The sequence below is a fragment of the Halobacteriovorax sp. genome, assembly GCF_041587335.1.
Taxonomy (GTDB): domain Bacteria; phylum Bdellovibrionota; class Bacteriovoracia; order Bacteriovoracales; family Bacteriovoracaceae; genus Halobacteriovorax.
The window spans coordinates 1-19,602 of record NZ_JBFGYP010000003.1 but is presented as its reverse complement, the minus strand read 5'-3'; the positions used below and the strand labels follow the sequence as shown (position 1 = coordinate 19,602).

22 protein-coding genes and 1 pseudogene are annotated in these 19,602 nt (G+C 35.3%); 11 read left to right on the top strand and 12 right to left on the bottom strand.

All coding sequences use genetic code 11. The features are described from left to right. Nucleotide 1: 1 nt before the first annotated feature. Nucleotides 2-1,711, bottom strand: coding sequence for a methionine--tRNA ligase (metG, locus tag ABX784_RS01005; RefSeq protein WP_372651528.1), 1,710 nt, complete (start codon nucleotides 1,709-1,711; stop codon nucleotides 2-4). A gap of 92 nt (nucleotides 1,712-1,803) precedes the next feature. On the opposite strand from metG, the gene ABX784_RS01000 reads away from it, so the two are divergent. Both ABX784_RS01000 and ABX784_RS00995 read left to right on the top strand, forming a co-directional pair. Then, nucleotides 1,804-2,604 carry an RNA methyltransferase gene (locus ABX784_RS01000; RefSeq protein WP_372651526.1) on the top strand — a complete coding sequence of 267 codons (801 nt, stop codon included), beginning with the start codon at nucleotides 1,804-1,806 and terminating at the stop codon, nucleotides 2,602-2,604. A gap of 2 nt (nucleotides 2,605-2,606) precedes the next feature. Further along, nucleotides 2,607-3,185 carry a YiiX/YebB-like N1pC/P60 family cysteine hydrolase gene (locus tag ABX784_RS00995; protein WP_372651524.1) on the top strand — a complete coding sequence of 193 codons (579 nt, stop codon included), beginning with the start codon at nucleotides 2,607-2,609 and terminating at the stop codon, nucleotides 3,183-3,185. Here ABX784_RS00995 and ABX784_RS00990 read toward each other — a convergent pair whose 3' ends face one another. From ABX784_RS00990 to ABX784_RS00970, 5 genes are all read right to left on the bottom strand, one after another. Beyond that, a complete protein-coding gene (locus tag ABX784_RS00990; RefSeq protein WP_372651522.1) occupies nucleotides 3,186-3,608 on the bottom strand; it encodes a GatB/YqeY domain-containing protein in 423 nt (140 codons plus the stop codon). Between the two features lie 59 nt (nucleotides 3,609-3,667). Next, on the bottom strand, nucleotides 3,668-4,588 hold the full coding sequence (locus ABX784_RS00985; RefSeq protein ID WP_372651520.1) for a hypothetical protein: 921 nt from the start codon (nucleotides 4,586-4,588) through the stop codon (nucleotides 3,668-3,670). Nucleotides 4,589-4,703: 115 nt separating this feature from the next. Continuing rightward, nucleotides 4,704-5,822: a M14-type cytosolic carboxypeptidase gene (locus ABX784_RS00980; RefSeq protein WP_372651628.1), complete on the bottom strand. Its 1,119-nt coding sequence runs from the start codon at nucleotides 5,820-5,822 to the stop codon at nucleotides 4,704-4,706. A 72-nt stretch (nucleotides 5,823-5,894) separates the two neighbouring features. Further along, on the bottom strand, nucleotides 5,895-8,123 hold the full coding sequence (locus tag ABX784_RS00975) for an NADP-dependent isocitrate dehydrogenase (RefSeq protein WP_372651517.1): 2,229 nt from the start codon (nucleotides 8,121-8,123) through the stop codon (nucleotides 5,895-5,897). Nucleotides 8,124-8,269: 146 nt separating this feature from the next. Further along, nucleotides 8,270-8,740 (bottom strand): hypothetical protein, encoded by a 471-nt coding sequence (locus tag ABX784_RS00970; protein WP_372651515.1) that lies wholly within the window; start codon nucleotides 8,738-8,740, stop codon nucleotides 8,270-8,272. 183 nt (nucleotides 8,741-8,923) lie between these two features. Here ABX784_RS00970 and ABX784_RS00965 point away from each other — a divergent pair, with 183 nt between their 5' ends. From ABX784_RS00965 to ABX784_RS00955, 3 genes are read left to right on the top strand one after another with little or no spacing between them, the layout of a single operon-like run. Then, a complete protein-coding gene (locus tag ABX784_RS00965; RefSeq protein WP_372651513.1) occupies nucleotides 8,924-9,457 on the top strand; it encodes an RNA polymerase sigma factor in 534 nt (177 codons plus the stop codon). Then, a complete protein-coding gene (locus tag ABX784_RS00960; RefSeq protein WP_372651511.1) occupies nucleotides 9,450-9,983 on the top strand; it encodes a hypothetical protein in 534 nt (177 codons plus the stop codon). Before ABX784_RS00965 ends, ABX784_RS00960 begins: the two co-directional genes overlap by 8 nt. A 16-nt stretch (nucleotides 9,984-9,999) precedes the next feature. Then, nucleotides 10,000-10,779, top strand: coding sequence for a dienelactone hydrolase family protein (locus ABX784_RS00955; RefSeq protein WP_372651509.1), 780 nt, complete (start codon nucleotides 10,000-10,002; stop codon nucleotides 10,777-10,779). Here ABX784_RS00955 and ABX784_RS00950 read toward each other — a convergent pair. Then, the gene (locus ABX784_RS00950) at nucleotides 10,769-11,437 is read right to left on the bottom strand and encodes a hypothetical protein (RefSeq protein ID WP_372651507.1); all 669 of its coding nucleotides are present in this window, start codon (nucleotides 11,435-11,437) and stop codon (nucleotides 10,769-10,771) included. The two genes, ABX784_RS00955 and ABX784_RS00950, sit on opposite strands and share 11 nt — an antisense overlap. Nucleotides 11,438-11,619: 182 nt before the next feature. Here ABX784_RS00950 and ABX784_RS00945 point away from each other — a divergent pair, with 182 nt between their 5' ends. The 5 genes from ABX784_RS00945 to ABX784_RS00925 all read left to right on the top strand — a co-directional run bounded on the left by ABX784_RS00945 (nucleotide 11,620) and on the right by ABX784_RS00925 (nucleotide 15,651). After that, a complete protein-coding gene (locus ABX784_RS00945; RefSeq protein ID WP_372651503.1) occupies nucleotides 11,620-12,246 on the top strand; it encodes a carbonic anhydrase in 627 nt (208 codons plus the stop codon). Nucleotides 12,247-12,352: 106 nt separating this feature from the next. Next, nucleotides 12,353-13,411: a hypothetical protein gene (locus ABX784_RS00940; RefSeq protein WP_372651501.1), complete on the top strand. Its 1,059-nt coding sequence runs from the start codon at nucleotides 12,353-12,355 to the stop codon at nucleotides 13,409-13,411. Then, nucleotides 13,401-14,297: a metal ABC transporter substrate-binding protein gene (locus tag ABX784_RS00935; RefSeq protein ID WP_372651499.1), complete on the top strand. Its 897-nt coding sequence runs from the start codon at nucleotides 13,401-13,403 to the stop codon at nucleotides 14,295-14,297. The genes ABX784_RS00940 and ABX784_RS00935 overlap by 11 nt, the downstream gene beginning before the upstream one ends. Beyond that, nucleotides 14,294-14,854: an ATP-binding cassette domain-containing protein gene (locus ABX784_RS00930; protein ID WP_372651497.1), complete on the top strand. Its 561-nt coding sequence runs from the start codon at nucleotides 14,294-14,296 to the stop codon at nucleotides 14,852-14,854. The genes ABX784_RS00935 and ABX784_RS00930 overlap by 4 nt, the downstream gene beginning before the upstream one ends. Next, nucleotides 14,848-15,651 (top strand): metal ABC transporter permease, encoded by an 804-nt coding sequence (locus ABX784_RS00925; RefSeq protein ID WP_372651495.1) that lies wholly within the window; start codon nucleotides 14,848-14,850, stop codon nucleotides 15,649-15,651. Before ABX784_RS00930 ends, ABX784_RS00925 begins: the two co-directional genes overlap by 7 nt. Here ABX784_RS00925 and ABX784_RS00920 read toward each other — a convergent pair. The 3 genes from ABX784_RS00920 to ABX784_RS00910 form a co-directional block, all read right to left on the bottom strand. Then, complete coding sequence (locus ABX784_RS00920) at nucleotides 15,640-16,140, bottom strand: DUF2391 family protein (RefSeq protein WP_372651493.1); 501 nt, start codon at nucleotides 16,138-16,140, stop codon at nucleotides 15,640-15,642. The genes ABX784_RS00925 and ABX784_RS00920 overlap by 12 nt on opposite strands. Before the next feature lie 95 nt (nucleotides 16,141-16,235). Further along, nucleotides 16,236-16,520 carry an RNA recognition motif domain-containing protein gene (locus tag ABX784_RS00915; protein ID WP_372651490.1) on the bottom strand — a complete coding sequence of 95 codons (285 nt, stop codon included), beginning with the start codon at nucleotides 16,518-16,520 and terminating at the stop codon, nucleotides 16,236-16,238. 173 nt (nucleotides 16,521-16,693) lie between these two features. Beyond that, nucleotides 16,694-17,848 (bottom strand): cation:proton antiporter, encoded by a 1,155-nt coding sequence (locus tag ABX784_RS00910; protein ID WP_372651488.1) that lies wholly within the window; start codon nucleotides 17,846-17,848, stop codon nucleotides 16,694-16,696. Between the two features lie 210 nt (nucleotides 17,849-18,058). Between ABX784_RS00910 and ABX784_RS00905 the strand changes: the two genes are divergently transcribed. After that, a complete protein-coding gene (locus ABX784_RS00905; RefSeq protein ID WP_372651486.1) occupies nucleotides 18,059-18,346 on the top strand; it encodes a PqqD family protein in 288 nt (95 codons plus the stop codon). Nucleotides 18,347-18,351: 5 nt separating this feature from the next. On the opposite strand, the gene ABX784_RS00900 is transcribed toward ABX784_RS00905, so the two are convergent. Both ABX784_RS00900 and ABX784_RS00895 read right to left on the bottom strand, forming a co-directional pair. Continuing rightward, on the bottom strand, nucleotides 18,352-19,311 hold the full coding sequence (locus tag ABX784_RS00900) for a LysR family transcriptional regulator (RefSeq protein ID WP_372651484.1): 960 nt from the start codon (nucleotides 19,309-19,311) through the stop codon (nucleotides 18,352-18,354). Nucleotides 19,312-19,413: 102 nt separating this feature from the next. Beyond that, nucleotides 19,414-19,602, bottom strand: a pseudogene (locus ABX784_RS00895) (mechanosensitive ion channel family protein); the annotation flags it as partial.

Genomic DNA, 19,602 nt, shown 5'->3' with positions numbered 1-19,602 from the left:
ACTACTTCTTCGCCTCAAGTTCAGCTAGTTCTTCTTCGATTAGCTCTTTATCAATTTTTGGAACGAGTGCGACGACTTCTTCTGTAAGGTGATGACCATTTTTGAATACATCATCAATAACAGAGATATCTCCGCTGTAGATTCTCATTTGCTGCTCTTCACTTAAGATATCTTTATAGTGGTTTAAAATACTTGCAGAGAGCTCAGGAAGAAATGGCTTCATAATCACACCAAGGCACATTGCATAGATAGAAGAATATGCAAGAGTTTGGCCTGCAAGATCCTTATCTTCTTTAATCTGCGCCCAAGGAGCATTGTCAGAGAAGAAGTTATTAGCACTTTGACCAATGAACATAACCTTCTCAATCCCCTTTTTAACAGAGTATCCATCAATCAGCTCATTGAGCTCTTTTATATCTGCTGATAATTTTGTAGCAGCTTCTGAACCAGTGAATCCCTTGTAGTATTCAGCAGGCATTCCCTCGTTCCAATTCTTTTGAGTGAACTTAAGGCATCTATTTAAGAAGTTACCAATATTATTTGCTAGCTCATTATTTACTTTCGCTTGTAGCTGCTCCCAACTAAAGCTTGAGTCCGTTTGCTCAGGAAGAATTGAAAGTAGGTAATATCTCAGAGCATTTTGCCCAAACTTAGAAACGGCCTTAGCCGCATCTACGTAGTGTCCAGTTGATTTAGAGAATTGCTTACCTTCTAGGTTTAAAAATTGATTAGCAGGAACTTGATCCGCAGGCTTACATATTCCAGAAGCCATACTCATTGTTGGAAAAATAACAGTATGAAAAATAATATTATCCTTACCAATGAAGTGAGTGAGCTCTACATCATCACTATTCCACCAATCTTTAAGGTAATCCTCTTTAGAGCCAGTATCTTCTAAGAACCTCTTTGTATTTGATACATATCCAATAGGAGCATCAAACCAAACATATAGCTTTTTTCCTTCAGTATTTGGAAGTGGAACATCAATACCCCAATCAATATCTCTAGTGATTGCTCTATCGTGAAGATTCTCTTTCGTTAAGCTATCAACGTAAGGATAAACAGTCTTTCTCCACGTATCACTCTTTGTTCCTAACCATTTTCTATATTCAGTATGATACTTAGACAGACAAATATAATATTGAGTCACTGTAACTTCAGAAATATTATTACTTCCACAAATTTTACATTCTGTTTTAGTAAGTTTTACTGGGTCTATAAATTCACCACAATTAGGACACTCATCCCCTCTTGCATGCTCATAATCACACTTGTAACAAGTTCCCTCTACAAATCTGTCAGGTAGATGATTGTTACAATCATTACAATAAAGTTGTTGAGAGTCTTTGGGCTCTATATAACCTTTTTCATGAAGATTTTTAAACCACTTGATCACTTCTTCTCTGTGGTAATCAGCAGAAGTCTGTCCAAAGAAATCGAAGTCTACTCCAAAGTCTTTAAATAACTCTCCATGCTCTTTATGCCACTGATTCACATATTCTTGGTAGTCTTGACCAACTTTTTTAGCATTAAGCATAATGGCAACACCATGCTCATCAGATCCACTTATAAATAAGGTCTTATGACCCTGTAGTTTTCTGTGTCTATTGTAAACATCTGAAGCTAAATAAGCTCCGGCCATGTGTCCAAAATGTATAGGTCCATTGGCATAAGGTAGTGCCGCAGTGATAAGAAATTTCTTCTTTTGCATTAAGTAGCTCCAAATATAAATAATCAGAAGAAAATTTAGCAAAATTGAGGGAATATTGCTATAACTTCTGCCATTAACACAGTGAGAAAATCATGGCAGTAAAAATACCTAATAAGTCATTTCTATCATTCACCTACAAGCAGTGCGTAAATACTCTGTGGAGGGCCTTCAGACAGGTTGAAGATCACTGGGACAGAGAGTCTATACGAGTTGACGCATTAAATATTCTAAAAGGTAATCTCAATACTTTAACTTCACATGAAGATAAATTATTGTCTACTCTGGCTCAGGAGCTACTAGAGATATACCCAGAAGACCCAGAGTCACTTCAAATTCTTCTTATGAAGCTTGAAAGACTAGATCAGAAAGATTTAAAAGATAGCGACTTTATTATTTCTACGATTGATGACTTTGCAAAAGTTAACGAAAATCCAAGCCCTATCCACCTCGTATTAGATAATCTAAGAAGCTCATTCAATGTTGGTAGTTTATTTAGAACGGCCGAAGCGATAGGAATTAAAGAAATACACTTATGTGGCTACACCCCTACTCCAGAGAATTCTAAAACTGCAAAGTCTGCCCTAGGTACAGATAAGTGGATTAATTGGAAGTACTGGGAGTCTTCTCTAGAGTGTATTGATTCACTCAAAGAGCAAGGTGTTGAAATCTTGGCATTTGAGACTGAACAAAATGCAAACTCACTTTCAAAAATACAAAAAATAGGCCAATGTGCCGTTGTTCTTGGTAACGAGAAATATGGTTTAAACCAGAGTGTACTTAGACGTGCAGACCAGATCTTAAAAATTGATCTAGGTGGAAAGAAGAACTCACTCAATGTTGGAACATGTGGTGCAATCGCCATGTATCATTTATCAGAAGTTATAGCGGAGTAATCGTGAAATTTATCTCATCAGTAATATTATTATTTCTTTCAATTCAGTCTCAGGCCTTTAATGATTTTCAAGTAGGAGATGTCATTCTTCTAGACCTTGATTGTAGAAGCTGCGAAATTATTGAAGATGAAAGCAAAGGAAGATTTTCTCATTCAGGTGTTATTATTTCTGATGGGAAAGAGTTATTTGCGGCACAGTCCCTAGGGTTTGTTCATCACATGCCAGTAAAAAAGTTTTTAAAATACACTGATAAGTATGTTGTAGTTCGCCCTACAGTAAATACAGAAAGCTTCAAGAAGTATCACTGGGATGTATATAAGAGTGAATACTATATGACTCCATTTGACAGTGACTATAGATGGGATGATCAGACACTTTATTGCTCAGAGTTTTTATTCAAATTTATGGATAGATTTATGAAATTTAAAGATTTAACATCCGCGCCAATGGACTTCACAAGAAATTGGGATTATTGGGCGAGTCACTTTAGAAATGGCCCTCCACAAGACTTAGAGGGCATATCACCTAATGACTTCTATAGAACTAGTGACTTTAAAGTCATCTATGATTCACAGAAGTAATTACTTTAAGGAAGCCTGAACCATTTGAGAAAGCTCTTTTCCATTAAAACGTCCTTTCGTTTTAGATGAAACTGCTCCCATTAGGCTTCCCATATTTGGGTTATCCTGAGTACTCTTTGCCTCATCAATCATCGCTTGAACTTCTTCTTTAGTAAGTTGCTTTGGAAGAAACTCACTTAAAACTTTTACTTCAGCTTCAAGATCATTGCGTTGATCACTCCCCTCAGGGTACATGCTCATAGAGTCTTTCATTTTCTTTGCATATGAAATAACAATATCCATTTCTGCTACAGGTTTCTTAGCAGTTTCATTTTCAATAAATAATTTCTTTAAGTATCTTAGCGCGTTTAGACGAACCTTATCTTTTGCTTTCATCGCCGCGATAATTTGTGCACTTACTACATCTTTGATTGATTCACTCATTATTTATATTCCTTTAGAACTGTTTATTTTTTTATTTATACTAGCATACTCTTATTTTTTTATAAGCTCATAATTGACTTAAGTCTTTTAATAAGAGAATTGTTCATCTTCTTTGCGCTTAATCTGTATTCTTTTCGCTCTAATCTCTCAAGAATTTCTTCTTCAATTACATTGAAAATAGATTGTAAATAATCTACTTTCTGCTCTTTTGTCTTAGGCCAGAGGTTAGCTCCAACAAAGTGTCGAGCAAGAACCAAAGAGGCATGCTCTTCAGTATAAATTCTATCGCTTATATCAACTCTTCTCTCAGAAAAACTTCTAGCAAGGACTAAGTTATATGACTGATCAGACATTGCATCAAAGTAGAGTGCGTTAAGCATTGTTTCTTTATTATTTGAGTAATAAACCGCGATAACATCTGCAAAGAACTCACTATAATCAGTTAAGAGTTTACGTACTTTATTATAATCATTCTTCTTATCTCTGAGCTCGTTAATTCTTTGAAGAGTTTCTTCGTCAAGGTCTGACTTAAACTTGCTCTCAAATTCTAATTGTGAAAATTCTTTATCTACAGCGTAGATATCTTTATAAAAATTATTTCGACTTAAAAGCTTTGTGAAGACAGCGTGTCCATACTCGTGAGCTAGAATATACTCTGTTTGAGTAGGATCCCCATAATTCACACTTCCATACTTTCCAGGAAAGGTCATTTGAAGTGGTATATAGACAGTCTCTCCGTAATCAAATGAAGCATTTGATGACTTAGGAGAAATAAGTAGTCTAACTGGTGGAGCATCATTAAAAAGCTCAGAGATATCTTCAACTGTAGATTGAAAGTAATGTATCTTTTGGCAACTAATAGCGTTCTCTTTAGTGACATAGGCCTTAGAAAGAGAAAACTGATCATCGCCACAATCAGCAGCAGTTAGTGAAGCGAGAGAACTTGTAATAAAACTTAGATAAATTAAAAAATATTTCATAGGAGCAGTATAGACACTGTCCCTATGAATAAGGCGCGACTTGTAAAGATTATAGGTCGTTATAGAAATTTAGACACTTTAGCAAAGGTGATAAAGTGTCTATATATTCAGCTACTTAAAGGCTATTTAAGACTGCATAAATTGGATTTAAGATATCTCGACCAAGGTTTTGAGATCTCCTTGGAGACCAACCATAGATTGAGCAAGGAAGGTCAGCATTGTCTTTAAAAGGCATCTCTAAAGTATAGGCCAAGCAGTTGAACCTATCTCCAATTGCATTTGTGGCAACAGTCATATTCCCCTCACCTTTAGCATCAATGTCATATCCAAATTTTGTTTGAAAGTCAGGACACGCATTTAAGTAAGCATCTTTAAAAGTATTTTCAAGCTCTTCTATTTCTTTAGTATAAGAAAGGTTACCTTCACTCCCAGCAACAAAGTTATAGGGTAAGTTTTCATCACCGTGAATATCTAAGAACATATCAACGCCAACTTCGTCCATCTTAGCTCTTACAAAGAAAACTTCTGGTGATTTTTCAACGCTTGGAGTTTGCCATTCTCTATTTAGATTAACTCCCGCTGCATTTGTTCTAAGATGACCTCTAGAAGATCCATCAGGATTCATATTGGGAACAACATAGAATGTTGCTTTTTCTAAAAGTTTTGTCGAAAGACTATCAGCACTATCAAATAATCTCTCTAGGAATCCTTCAACAAACCACTCTGCCATTGATTCACCAGGGTGCTGTCTTGCAGTCATCCAAACTTTCTTTGGCCCATTTCCTATCTTTAATAAACTAATATCTCTTCCATCAAGAGTTTCACCTAATGACTCTAACTCACACCTAGAATCTAATTGTGATAGTGATAGAAGATCTAAATGTCTCTCGTGAGAGTAAGGTGCAAAGTAAGCAAAATACACTGTATTAAAATCATTTTGAAAATCAATAGTTAAAACTTCACCATCAAAGCTTGTCTCATCAACTCTAAACCAATCTTCACGGTCATAGCTTGCACAGGCCTTATAACCTTCCCAACCAGGGGTATAAGCACTTTTTCCAGCATTTGTAATTTGAAGCTTTAACTTAGTATCTTTTGGAGCTTGAACTCTAAAGTGAAACCACTGAAAAAATTCAGATTCATTATCATGCTTAATTTCAAGTCGAATATCTTCAGCGTTAGAGCAGTCAACGACTCTAATATTACCACTATCAAAGTTATCAGAAATTTTAATCATATATCCCTCTACGAAAAAAGGCCTTCTACTAGTTATCTAGCAAAAGGCCCTTTAGTTTATTTATTTAAATTAAATTGAAGAAAGAATTGTATTCAATGTCTCACTTGGTCTCATTGCCATAGCAACTTTAGTTGCGTCAGCATGGTAGTAACCACCCATATCAATTTTCACACCTTGAGCATCGTTTAATTCTTTAACAATAACTGCTTCATGCTCAGTAAACTTAGCTGAAATAGGAGTAAAGTGCTTCTTTAGCTCTTCATTTTCATCTTGGTTTGCAAGAGCTTCTGCCCAGTACATAGCAAGGTAGAAATGACTTCCTCTATTGTCTAATTCACCAACTTTTCTTGAAGGAGACTTATCGTTTCTAAGAAATTTACTATTAGCTGCATCAAGTGCTGTTGCTAATACTTTTGCTTTTTCATTCTTGTTTTTCTCTGCAAGATCTTCAATTGAAACACCAAGAGCTAAGAACTCACCTAAAGAATCCCAACGTAGATGATTTTCTTCTACAAATTGTTGAACGTGCTTTGGAGCTGATCCACCTGCACCTGTTTCAAATAATCCTCCACCAGCAAGTAGAGGAACAATTGAAAGCATTTTAGCACTTGTCCCTAATTCAAGAATTGGGAAAAGGTCAGTTAAATAATCTCTTAAAACATTTCCAGTTACAGAGATTGTATCTTCACCTTTTTTAACTCTATCAAGAGTAAACTTAATTGCATCTTCTGGAGATAAAATCTTAATTTCAAGTCCAGTAGTATCGTGATCTTTTAAGTAAGTATTAACTTTCTTAATTAGACTAGCATCGTGAGCTCTTTTCTCATCAAGCCAGAATACTGCTGGCTGCCCAGTTGCTTTAGCTCTATTAACACCAAGCTTAACCCAGTCTTTAACTGCAACATCTTTTGTCTGGCACATTCTAAAAATATCACCAGCTTCAACTTCTTGTTCCATTAATGTATTTCCAGCAGCATCAACAACCTGAACTTTTCCATTACCAACAATTTCAAAAGTCTTATCGTGTGATCCATACTCTTCAGCTTTCTTGGCCATAAGACCTACGTTAGAAACATTCCCCATTGTCTTTGGATCAAATGCTCCATTCTCTCTACAGAAGTTAACTGTTTCAGCATAGATTCCAGCATAACAGCGATCAGGAATAACAAACTTAGTGTCTGCGGCCTTACCGTCTGGTCCCCACATTTGTCCTGAAGTTCTAATCGCAGCAGGCATAGAAGCATCAATAATTACATCACTAGAGACGTGAAGGTTTGTGATCCCTTTATCAGAATCAACCATTGCCATTCTTGGACCATTATCTAGTGCAGTCTTAAGAGCAACTTCAATCTCAGCTTTCTTATCTGCAGGAAGGTTTCCAAGTTTATTATATAGATCACCAAGACCTAGGTTTGGATTAACTCCAATTGATTTAAATTCTGTTTCATACTTTGTGAAAACATCATTAAAGAAAACACTTACAACATGTCCAAAAATAATTGGATCTGATACTTTCATCATTGTTGCTTTTAAGTGTACTGAAAATAAAACGCCTTTTTCTTTAGCGTCTTTTACTTGCTCAGCTAGAAAAGATCTAAGAGCATTCTTATTCATTACTGAACAATCAATAACTTCACCAGCTAGAAGAGCTGTCTTTTCTTTTAGTACTGTTACTTCATCATTTAATGATACAAATTGAATCTTAACATCTGTTGCTGAATCAAGAGTGTGAGACTTCTCAGAACCAAAGAAGTCTTTTTCAGACATATTAGAAACATGAGACTTTGAATCTTTTGACCAAGCTCCCATTCTATGAGGATTATTTTGAGCATACTCTTTAACTGGTCCAGCAACTCTTCTATCAGAGTTTCCTTCTCTGAGAACAGGGTTCACTGCTGAGCCAAGAACTTTTGCATATTTAAGAATAGTATCCTTATCGGCTTGAGAGTCTGCACTCTCAGGGTAACTTGGAATATCGAAACCTTGAGACTGAAGCTCAGCAATACATGCCTTTAATTGAGGAATAGAAGCTGAGATATTTGGAAGTTTTACAATATTTGCTTCTGGTGTTTTAGCAAGTTCACCAAGCTCAGTTAGAGCATCAGAGATCTTTTGGTCATCTTTTAAGTTTTCTGGAAAGTTTGCAAGAACTCTACCCGCAAGAGAAATATCTCTAGTTTCAACTTCAATACCAGCTGTAGCCGTAAATGCTTTTACGATAGGAAGAAGTGATTCAGTCGCTAGAGCTGGAGCTTCATCAGTTTTTGTATAAATAATCTTTGATGTTTTGTTTGACATTAGATCTCCTAAAAAATGGTCTTATTTTACGAGAGCTAGAATAGCTTAAAGCCGCCTCTTGGTAAAGTTGAACCCTTTTAAAAGAGTAGAACAACACTAAGCGGCGACCAGGATTTCTGCTTTATGACATGAGTCATATATAGAAACTATTTTAGTTTTCCACCGCAGTGAGGCATCCCCGGAGCATATGGGTTATGAACTCTGGACATTTTTTCAGTATTTTGAACCCACTTCTTCTTAACCATCGGGCATCTATATCCACTGTACTTCTCACCTAGGTCATACTTATTTATCACATAAATAAGTGCCATTGAGGCCTGGTGATAGCTTACATTATTGGCCTCTCTATCCGCGTCACCTTTAATTGACTTAAGCATTTTAGAAGAGTTTTCAAGAAGCTTCTTAATTTCTTTATTTGAAAGTTTAGAGATGGCCTCACTTGTCTTAACAGCGTTGGCCTCAACTTCTTTAGGGTTATATTTAAAGAATGAGGCGTGAAGTGCTTCATTGGCCTCTAATACAAGAAGCATCTCTGCTTTAGATTTTTCATCAACAGCTTCTTTAGAAAAAGAAGAACCTGCAATTAATAGTGAGAATAATAAAATGAGTACTCGCATATAAAACTCCTTAAGCGAAAATGCCTATCTCAATAAAACAGACCTAATTTACTTGTATATCTACGATTATGACTTAGAATTTGTGACATATCTCTAATTTCTTTAATAATATACCCTATTTTTTAATAAGTTGAACAAAGTGTCACAAATAATTATTCAGAGTCGTAATAAGGTTTAAGAGGAATGATCCTAGCAGGAAATGCTCAAAAGATGAATGATGAGCAATTAATGATTAAATATCAAGATGGGGACCATCAGGCTTTTGAGGTGCTGTATTTAAGACATGAGTCTAAAGTTTACGCTTACTTAAGAAAGAGACTTCCAGATCAAGATCAAGTGGAAGAAGTGTTTCAAAACACTTTCTTAAAGGTTCATAAGTCTAGACACCACTTCAATCCAAAGTTTCTCTTTATTCAATGGCTCTATACTGTGGCGAGGTCAGAATTATTAGACTTTTGTAAGAAGAAGAAAGTCGTCCATATTGAGTATATTGACCAGGGTGAAGCGAAAGAAGAAATAGATAGTGATTTAGACTTAGATAACTATAAAAACCTCTCAGATAAAGAGAAGGAACTTCTAAGCTTAAAGTTTATATCTGATAACGATTATGAAGAGATCTCCAATGCATTAAATATCTCACAAAGTAATGCACGAAAGATTTTTTCAAGAGCTATCAAAAAAATCAAAGGCACTCTCTCTGGAGAAGGTAATGACTAAAAAGAATAAATTCAAAGATGACTATAACGACTTCATTAGCTCTAAAGAAGTTGCACCTAGAAATATAAGTCACTCTATTATAGATAGAGTTAAAGCTGACTTAAACCCTAGTAAGCAACTTGTCTTTATAAAGCTTCTCTCCCTGCAGTTATTTACGGGCCTAATTACGATGTTCTTTTGCCCACAGTTTAAAATGAGTTTAACTAATAATCATGAGCTCTTTCACTACTTTCATCATAATTTTGGGGAGCATATCTGCATGATGATTTGTGGGGCAATATTTCTTGGATCAGGTGCAATAGTCGCTTCATATATATTAGACTTAGAAGAACTGAGAGTTATAAAGAATTCTAAAGGTCTCTACACTTTGGCCATTTCAGGACTTTCTTTAGTCGTATTTCTTATATTTGGCGCAAAGCTCTACTTAGACCTTACTTTACTATGGGTGCTTGGCGCTTCTCTTGCGGCAACTGTAATGCTAGCATTTAACTACTTTTTAAGAAGAAGATTTTTACAACTAGCATAACAACAAAGAGGCTCATATGATTAAGTTCTTAGCACTATCTGCATTTTTATTTGCAGGAAGTATCAATGCAAAAATTCTATCAAAAGATGTAAGATATAAAGTTGGTGAAACTTTTTATAAGAGTACTATTGTCTACTCAGATAAAGTTCAAAAGAGCGCTCCTTTAATTGTTATGGTTCCTAATTGGAAGGGCATGACAGAAGAATCTTTAAAAAAAGCGAAATTGGTTGCTGGAGATAAGTATATTGTCATGATGGCCGATATGTATGGTGAAGATGTTCGTCCAAAAAATAATAATGAGGCCAAGAAAGCTTCTAGTGCAATGAAGTCAAATATTCCTAAACTTAGAAGAGTCATGAATAAGTCAGTTGATATTTTAAAAGAAGAAGGAAAGAAACTAAATGGTGATGACAATAAAATTGCTGCTATTGGTTTCTGCTTTGGTGGAAGCGCAGTACTTGAATCAGCAAGATCAGGAAAGGATTTAAAAGCAGTAGTAACTTTTCATGGAAACCTACTTACCCCTAACTTAGAAGATGCTAAAAATATTAAAGGGAAGATCTTAGTTCTTCATGGTGCGATAGACCCAGTAGTGCCAAAGAAAGAACTAGAGTCTTTCGAGAAAGAGATGAATAATGCAAATGTAGACTGGCAACTTGTAAGCTTTAGTGGTGCAGTTCATTCATTCACAAATCCTACAGCAAATAGAGAGGGAGCATCAAAGTATCACCCTCTTGTAACGAAGAGATCATTTATAATGATGGATAACTTCTTCGATGAAGTATTTAAGAATTAATATATTTATTTAAATCAGTCTTGAATCCTTCAAAGTTCTTTGGAGGATTCTTAATCCATTTATCTATTAAGTCAGGGTATAAAAAGCGTACCTCTTCTAAGAAATCAAACTCTTTAGGCCCGAGGTACTCTGCCTTCTTTACAGCTATATCTTCTTTATCTAATAACTTATATTGCCATAGACGATAGGACTTCATACTTAGTCCATGTCCCTTTTTCACAAGTTTCAAATCTGTTTGCCTTTCATACTTACGTCTTGATTTTGAATTTAAAACTTTAAACCCAATAGGAATGATAGTTCTTAGCGTTGTTCCCTGGTAATAATCTTCAGTGTGAACTAACTCATGGGCCAGAACTCCATTTAAGGCCTCATCCGTAATATTGTGATCAAAGACAATTGGGTTTACACCAATTCTGTACTTATTTATTCCAAATAAGAAACGCCCGACAGTGAAGTTTGATTCAAAGAAGTACTTAGGATTATTAATAGAGTGAATAGAGATTCTTACTCTCTTATTTGATAGCACTGAATGAGTTGTTGCTCTTAGATGACTTATGATTCTATTGACTCTACTCTTTTCTAAATCACTCAACTTTCTTGCGCTTACGCTGCTTATAAAAAGTGATAAAATGAGAATAGTATTACATAGGTATTTCATCTCTATGGTCTATCAAAAAGTAGAATCTTCTGCATAATTTTTGAAGATTATTCATATCGAGTTTTCTTTAAAGAGACGACCTTTCGCTAAAATTCAAATAGTTACAGCTCATTCTATAGTTTTTTTATTAGATAACTTGGTGTAGTCTCAAATATCAATTTAGCAACATAGGTTTAAAAAAGATGGATATTAAACAAATTTTTAAAAATAATGAATTGTGGATTAAAGATAAGCTATCTATGGACAAAGATTTCTTTAAGAATCTTTCTAAAGATCAAAGACCTGAAATTCTCTATATTGGTTGTTCAGATAGTAGAGTAACAGCTGAAGAATTAATGGGAGTGAGTCCAGGTGAAGCATTTGTACATAGAAATGTTGCAAATATGGTTAGTAATATTGACCTAAATGTCCAGACGGTACTTAACTACGCTGTTAATCAACTTGAAGTAAAGCATGTTGTGGTTTGCGGTCACTACGGTTGTGGTGGAATAAAAGCGGCAATGGAAAGTAAGGATCTTGGAATTCTAAATCCGTGGCTTAGGAATATAAGAGACGTCTATAGAATTCACAAGAGCACATTAGATAAAATTGACTCTGAAGAAGAAAGATATAAGAAGCTTGTTGAGCTAAATGTTCAAGAGCAATGTATAAATCTTATTAAGACGGCCTGTGTGCAACAAGCATCAAAATCTAGAGATATTAAAGTACATGGTTGGGTTTTTGATATGTCGACTGGTGAGCTGATTGACTTAAAGATTAATTTTGAAGAAATTCTCAAAGGGATCATGGAAATCTATCACTTAGATTAATAAACCCTTCAAATTTTATTGATAAATGTAACTTAAGCGTATTAAATATTGCAATTGAGTTGCATTTATACTATCTCTATTATGATCACTATAATGGAGAAAACATATGTTAAAACTTATTACATTAATCCTGCTAACTACATCAAGCTTCGCAGCTGACAATGGTGGAATCAATATCTCAGGTGCTGCAGATATGACTTACGAGCAGGGCCTTAACCAGTCTAGCTCAGCCAAAGAGAACTTTGAGATGAGATCAGCAGAGCTCACTCTTTACTCTGCAATTGATCACAACTTCAATGGGGTTATAAGTCTCGCCTCTCACAATCATGAGGGAGAGAATAACTTTGAGCTTCATGAGCTATATGTTGAAAACACAACTTTTATTCCAAGATCTACTATTAAGGTTGGAAAGTTCTTCTTAGGAGTAGGAAGAATTAATCGTTTCCATAGACACGATTGGCACTTCACTAACACTCCACTCGTAAATAATAGCTTCTTTGCAGAAGAAGCGGCTTTTGACTCAGGTGCTGAGTACAATTACTTACTTCCAACTGAAACAATTCTAAACCTAACTCTTGGTGTGACAATTGGAGATGACTTCAGTCATGAGCACGATCATGAAGAGGAAGAAGAAGGACACGATGAAGAAAATGAGAAAGCAAAGTACCCTACTCACTACTTAAGACTTTCTCATTTCAAAGAATTTAGTACGACTAAGGGAATGGAGACAGGATTTAACATTCTTAGAAAGAAGAATGCACATGGTGAAGAGCAAACACTACTTGGGCTTGATTATCTATTAAAGAATAGAGTTGGTAAGAGAAATGAATTCATTCTTCAGTCTGAAGTTTGGTATAGAGACTCTGAAGAAGAAGGTGTTAAAACAGAAGAGCTTGGAGCTTATGTATTTAATGAATATTCAATCCTAGATGCCTCTGCTCTTGGGTATAGATTAGACTTCTTAAAGAATCTAACAAGTACTACTGAGCAAGTAGACTATGCAATCACAGGACAATATACTTTTAACTCTAGTGAGTTCTCAAAGCTAAGAGCGAGTATCTCTCATGGGTTCACAAGAAGCTTTGGAAACACTGTAAATAAAGATACAAAAGCTATCCTGCAACTTGTATTTATTTTAGGGAGTCATCCAGCACATGTATTCTAAACTAAAAGTACTATTTATATTCCTTCTTGCAAGTTCAACACTTGCAAGAGTTAATCTTATAACAACAACAACTGACATTGCTTGGGTTGCCAACCAACTTGGAGGAGAGCATGTCAATGTTAAGTCTCTTCTAAATGGACCAGAAGATCCTCACTATGTTGAAGCACTACCAAGCTTTATCCACAAAACGGCTTCGGCCGACATCTTTTGTGTTATAGGCCTTGAGCTAGAAAGTGCTTGGTCTACGAAAGTCTTAAAGAGATCGGGAAATAGAAAAGTTCAGCCAGGATCTAAAGGATATTGTGATGCGAGTAAGAACGTAGAGGTTCTAGGCAAGCTAGAGACTGCCTTAGATAGATCTCACGGAGATGTTCACTCTGCTGGTAACCCACATTACCATCTAGCTCCTAGTTACCTCGTAATGGCCTCTAAAGAGATACTTAGAGCATTAGTTGATAATGATATTAAAAATAAAGATATTTATGAGTCTAACTTTAATTCTTTAAGTCGTAACTTAATTAACTTAAAGCAGGAGAACCTTTTAAAATTATCTCAAATAAAAAATCTCAAGTTTATGGAGTACCATAAAGAGTTTACTTACTTTTTATCTGACTACAAATTAAACAACACTGGAAGTGTCGAAGACATTTCAGGAGTTCCTCCGTCGGCAGCAAGAATTGTAAATGTCATAAATATGATTAAAGAGAATAAGATAAGTGCAATACTTGCAACTCAGAATGCTCCTAAGAAAATTCTTGGAAAGTTAGTAGAGGCAACAGGAGTAAAGGTAATCTACTCACCACTTAGCTTAGAAGATTATCAGTCAAAAGATGCTTATAAGAATCTGCAGAATAATCTCATTAATCAACTAGTGGAACTTAAGTGATTTACCTCTCGGCAAAAAATTTACAAGTAGGCTACAACTCTCCTATTGGAATGCCTATAGACCTTGAGCTGAGTAAAGGCGAGATCTTACAAATAAAAGGTGCTAATGGTACCGGAAAGAGTACCGTTTTAAAAACCTTAATAAATGAGATTTCTCCATTAAGTGGACAGATTAATTGGAAATTAAAAGGTCGAGAAATATCATACCTTCCTCAGGGTGGGGAGAATGTTAATAATTTTAACTTCACTCTTGAGGAAATTCTAAAAATCTATGAAGTACCAGAATCTATCAAGTCATACTTGCGTGATAACTTAAGAGAAAGGCTTTGGATAAATGCCTCTGGTGGAGAGAAACAGTTAACTTTAATTTTATCGAGAATAACTGAATTTACTAAAGTTCTTATCCTTGATGAGCCTTTAAACCACTTAGACCAGAATGCTCGCGTGTTAATTGAAGACTTAATTAAGAAGCTAATGAGTGATGACTCTTCGATTTCTGTTATCATTGTCTCTCATCTAGAAGTCCAGTTAAATAAAAGAGAGTTTATACTATGTTAGAGATGATTCTATTTTATAAACTCAGCTTTATCACTTCGACAGTATCTGGAGGAGTCCTTTCAGTAATTGGAAAGCACTTTATCTGGAGAAATAAATTCCTTGAGCTTTTCACTCTTTGTCAGTTTGCAATTATTGGAAACCTCTTAGGTAATCTCATTCTTCCAGACCTAGAGCTCCCACTTATTCCGCTAGTAACAAGTGTTGTATTCTTTATTTTTGGGAAGTTTCTATTTGATTTCTTTAAGGTCAATGCAAAAGAGCGATCGACTCGAATGATTTGTATCTACTTAGTTCTGGCTTCATCTCAGTATTTAATCATCTCTCTCTTTCCCAACTTAGAAACTCATTTAAGTAATGGTCTTTTTGGAAGTATGGTTACTGCTACTCATCTTGAGAACTGGATTATAATATCTATATTTTTAATCATATCAGTCGGGCTATTTTTCCTAAACTCTTCAATAACTAAGAACTCACTAGAAATCAGTTTTTTTCAAAGAAGAAAAAAGCATATTAAAGATGAGTACTTCTTATTAATTCCAGTTGTAATTGGAGTCTTTGGACTTGGACTCATTTACACACTAAGCTTTCTCTCTCTTGGAGCAGTAATCTTAGGCACGTCATTTAAAAATCAAAAGACAAATAATATAGCTCTAGCAGTAATCAATATAATTGCCTCTATAGGCGGGCTACTTCTCTCACTCTATTTTGAAAACTTAAGTACAACGCCTTTGCAGGTAGTATTACTTGCACTTATTTGCCTTATAACAAAAGTTTTCAATGAGAAACTACTTAAGTGAATCGGTAATCACGGCCCCAAAAATGGATGGAAATCCAATGATAATGACTCTCTTTATAGCGATATAGGGAGTAGTCATAATAGGAAACTTATCAATTAAGAAAAGAACTAAGATCACACTCAGTATTGATATTGTATAAATAGCAATAATTCTCTTAACAAACTCTATGAAGTTCCCTCTAAGCTTATCTCTATAGAAGTTATAATAAACAAAGAGAAGAACAGTAACAATCGAAGAGATTGCCAAGTACATTACATTTTGATTCTTTAGACTAATACTCAATGTCCATACTTCTTCAGTAAAGCAAAGAGGAGATGATACAAGAAGAGCACCTACAAAGATTTGTGTTATATCTCTTGGTCTAAGTTCAACCATCAGAGGATTTACGACGTGGCTAATTGGCTTTCCAGACGAGTCAAAGAAAGTAACCACTTCTTTTAAGTATCCACCAACTTGCTTAATTTCAGATTTGAAAAGGTCTTTTGTCATATAATAAATGTAGAGGAATAGTTTTACTTGTGCAAATTTGGCAAAAAAAAAGCAGTACTAAAAGTACTGCTCAATCTTATAGATGAAGGGTGGGACTAGTAACGTCCACCACCGAAACCACCAGTTCTTGGCTCTTTTGGCTTCGCTTCATTTACTCTTAATGGACGACCGTCTAGGTCATTTCCATCAAATTTTTGTATTGCTTCTTGAGCTTCGTCGTCAGTTGACATCTCAACAAATGCAAAACCTTTACTTCTTCCAGTATCTCTATCTGTGATTAGCTTCGCTGAATCTACAGTTCCACACGATGAAAAAGTGTCAAGAAGTGTGTCTTCTGTTGCTGAAAAAGGAAGGTTTCCTACATACAATTTTCTACCCATTATAATTCTCCGATCTGAAATGGTCTTTGCCACATGCTATGAAGAAGTTAGACAGAAAACTGGATAAATCTCTTAGCTGTTGCTTTAAATATTAAGTCTTAATTAGCACACTCAATAACCCAAAGCAACAAGCATTTAAGTATTTGAAAATATTAATTTTTCCTAAGTCACTATTATTGTTCAACACTCGTCGTTTTATCTCTTTTTAGCGAAAAGAAGATCGACGGAAGTAGACTAGATATAAGCGTATAGAAAATTAAAGCATAGATCAGATTAGTCTCTACTTCTCCCTTTGCCCTCAAAGCACCTGCAGCAACAAGTCCGAAAATAAGCGTCGGCATTAGAGATAATGAGATCTGATATGGCTTATTAATAAACTCTTTAAGCACATATTTTAAGCTTGAACTCGTTAGAATAATTCTCAGTGGAACAAAAATCACGATGAAGATAACTCCAAGAGTAAATGAATCTAGGGTAACTTCCCCAACTGAAATCTTGAGTCCTGCTTGAAAGAAATAGAACGGAAGAAAAACATTGAAGAAACCAGCGAGGGCACTGAAGAGCATCTTCTCATCATCTTTAAAGATCTTATGTTTAAACCTAGAACCTATTAGTCCCACGATAAATGCTCCAACTAAGTAATAAGTTCCAAGCTCTTTAGAAACAACTCCTGCCGTTAGGGATAAGACAACAAGAAAAGGTATCTCTGAGTTTGGTGCATATGGAGAAATAAATCTAAAATATAATTTAAAGATAAATGGAAGAAATGCAAAAAGACCCGCAAAGAACGCTAAAGAAATAAGCATAGATTTAATATCATGTCCCTGAAGAGCTATAAAAAGTAAAACGACTGAGAGTAGTTCCTTACTAATTGCTTTAGACTTTACCCAGTACTCTTGGTCTTCACCCATTTTAAATGAGTGTAAAGAGTTCATTATAAAGCCAGCTGAGGGAGTAAAGATCCCTAGTGCCAAGATCGTTGCACTTGGATAAGAAAGCTCAAAGAACTGACTTAGTCCAAAGACCATAATTAATATAACTGCTAGAGACTTTAGAATATACTTCGATAAGTATTTCCCATCGCTTTTCAGCTCTTCAAAGTCTACCTCTAGCCCTGCGAATAGGAATAAGGAAGTGATACCTATTTGAGATAGAAATCTAAAGAGTCTATCGTCTTTTATACTCGGGTCGATTGTTGTAAAAAGAATCCCAATCAAAAGAGCAGTAATCCCTGAAGGTAGTCTAAACCTTAAGAGAAGCTTTGGGAGAATAAGTACAAGTGTGAAAATAGCTAGGTATTCTAAATCATTGGAAATCGATAGGTTCATTAATTGCCCTTAAATAAGTTTCTACAAAATTTTATCCTAAAAATAATAATTTAAGTACACTTCTATTAATTTCGATAAAACTTCTATCGCGCGCCATGCGACATTGATAACACAATATTCCATTCGGCTTAGACGAAACCAGTAACATACTTCGTGAGACTATTTGGGCTTAGTGCTAACATTAATTAAACCTAGAAAAGGAGACGTATAATGCTCGCACAGATAGATAAGCTCTACCCTACTAAATTAGGAAAACTAGCAAAAGATAAAGATGAAAATTTCATGTTATTAAATACCGACGGTAAGGCCTATTCAACAAATGCTGGAATCTTACTTATTTGGGAATTATGCTCTGGAAACTCATCAATTACAGACCTATGTAAAGAGATCAAAGCAAACTCTAAAAGTAATACGAAAGACCTTACAGAGAAGGTTTCACAAATATTAGATAAACTCGCAAAGGCAAAATTAGTCGAACTAAAAAAGCTCGACCATTAAGCATCTTACTTCAATAAGTCATCAGAGACTTCTGACACTTCAATCTGTAAATCGACATCTTCATAACGCTCAGGAACATAAGAAAGCTTAGTCTGAATCAAATCTTTCAGCTTTCTAATAGAGATTAGGCCTTCATCACTTTTCTTCCAGATAGCGTATAGTGAAACTTTAATTGGCTCATCTAGTTGAAAAGTCTTCAGTCCAGGATATTCCTCAAGCGGGTTCTTAGGAATGAACATCACACAACGACCACGATCACACAGTTTATTTACAAAGTCAGAATGGTCACTAAAGATCTTCTCTTTAGGGATAATCCCCTTCTTACGAAGATATTGATAGATCGTTCTATTCAAACTCTTGTCCCAGCTGTTTTCTGCAAAGGGAATATTAACTAAGATATCTTTCTTACTTTTAAACTTGTTATAAAGATCTTCCGAGCAGCAAAATACAACTTCAAATGACCCAATCTCTTGATAGTCTAAACTCTTACGCTTTGGTTTTCTAAGAGATATTCCCCAATCAATATTTCCTTGAACTAGGTTTTCAATTAGTACGTCCTGCTCAGACTGTCTTATAGTATTAACAGTTCCATAAGGGGTATACATATCCCAATATTGAGAAGCAAATTCACATGCAAGATCATAAGAAATAGTTTCTTCAATACCTACATTAACAGGGTATCCACCAACAACATCTTCAGAGAAATGCTCTAGTATCTTACTTCCCTCTTCAAATATCACTCTTGTCTTATCAAATAACTGGGCACCATCATTTGTTAAAGATAACCCTTTTGGACTTCTTACAAATAACTTCTTATTGAACTTTTCCTCTAATTTTTTTAACTGTTCACTTAATGTAGACGAAGCTGTTCCAATACTCTTGGCACCCTTCTTAAGTGACTGCGCCTTAGCAACTTCGTAGAAGCAGTATAGGTGGTTCCAATTTATATCTTTTAGCTTATGCATAGAGTCCTCAGTTAGTTAAATACGAATATGTTTCATTCTAACTGAGGAAAATACGAATAGCAATTACCAAAGAAAAAATTCGGTAAAAACGAATACAAAGATCTAACTACCTTTAGTTAGGTTAGTTTTCCAGTGATTTTGGTGAAAGCTTACTTTTTCTTGTTGTAGCTTCTTAAGGAGTGATGTCCTCATATCATTACGAAGCTCCCATGCATCACTAGGGTTATCTGCCCAGGCCGCCAGCCAACACTTAATAGAGTCTTTCTCTAGCTCCATTACCCAAAACGCAGG

Coding starts and splice junctions, on each gene's coding strand:
- ABX784_RS00950 (WP_372651507.1), bottom strand. CDS start 11,437: ATGAAATACCTATGTAATACTATTCTCATTTTATCACTTTTTATAAGC.
- ABX784_RS00900 (WP_372651484.1), bottom strand. CDS start 19,311: ATGCATAAGCTAAAAGATATAAATTGGAACCACCTATACTGCTTCTAC.
- ABX784_RS01000 (WP_372651526.1), top strand. CDS start 1,804: ATGGCAGTAAAAATACCTAATAAGTCATTTCTATCATTCACCTACAAG.
- ABX784_RS00985 (WP_372651520.1), bottom strand. CDS start 4,588: ATGAAATATTTTTTAATTTATCTAAGTTTTATTACAAGTTCTCTCGCT.
- ABX784_RS00955 (WP_372651509.1), top strand. CDS start 10,000: ATGATTAAGTTCTTAGCACTATCTGCATTTTTATTTGCAGGAAGTATC.
- ABX784_RS00945 (WP_372651503.1), top strand. CDS start 11,620: ATGGATATTAAACAAATTTTTAAAAATAATGAATTGTGGATTAAAGAT.
- ABX784_RS00920 (WP_372651493.1), bottom strand. CDS start 16,140: ATGACAAAAGACCTTTTCAAATCTGAAATTAAGCAAGTTGGTGGATAC.
- ABX784_RS00905 (WP_372651486.1), top strand. CDS start 18,059: ATGCTCGCACAGATAGATAAGCTCTACCCTACTAAATTAGGAAAACTA.
- ABX784_RS00990 (WP_372651522.1), bottom strand. CDS start 3,608: ATGAGTGAATCAATCAAAGATGTAGTAAGTGCACAAATTATCGCGGCG.
- ABX784_RS00975 (WP_372651517.1), bottom strand. CDS start 8,123: ATGTCAAACAAAACATCAAAGATTATTTATACAAAAACTGATGAAGCT.
- ABX784_RS00915 (WP_372651490.1), bottom strand. CDS start 16,520: ATGGGTAGAAAATTGTATGTAGGAAACCTTCCTTTTTCAGCAACAGAA.
- ABX784_RS00965 (WP_372651513.1), top strand. CDS start 8,924: ATGATCCTAGCAGGAAATGCTCAAAAGATGAATGATGAGCAATTAATG.
- metG (WP_372651528.1), bottom strand. CDS start 1,711: ATGCAAAAGAAGAAATTTCTTATCACTGCGGCACTACCTTATGCCAAT.
- ABX784_RS00935 (WP_372651499.1), top strand. CDS start 13,401: ATGTATTCTAAACTAAAAGTACTATTTATATTCCTTCTTGCAAGTTCA.
- ABX784_RS00970 (WP_372651515.1), bottom strand. CDS start 8,740: ATGCGAGTACTCATTTTATTATTCTCACTATTAATTGCAGGTTCTTCT.
- ABX784_RS00960 (WP_372651511.1), top strand. CDS start 9,450: ATGACTAAAAAGAATAAATTCAAAGATGACTATAACGACTTCATTAGC.
- ABX784_RS00910 (WP_372651488.1), bottom strand. CDS start 17,848: ATGAACCTATCGATTTCCAATGATTTAGAATACCTAGCTATTTTCACA.
- ABX784_RS00925 (WP_372651495.1), top strand. CDS start 14,848: ATGTTAGAGATGATTCTATTTTATAAACTCAGCTTTATCACTTCGACA.
- ABX784_RS00940 (WP_372651501.1), top strand. CDS start 12,353: ATGTTAAAACTTATTACATTAATCCTGCTAACTACATCAAGCTTCGCA.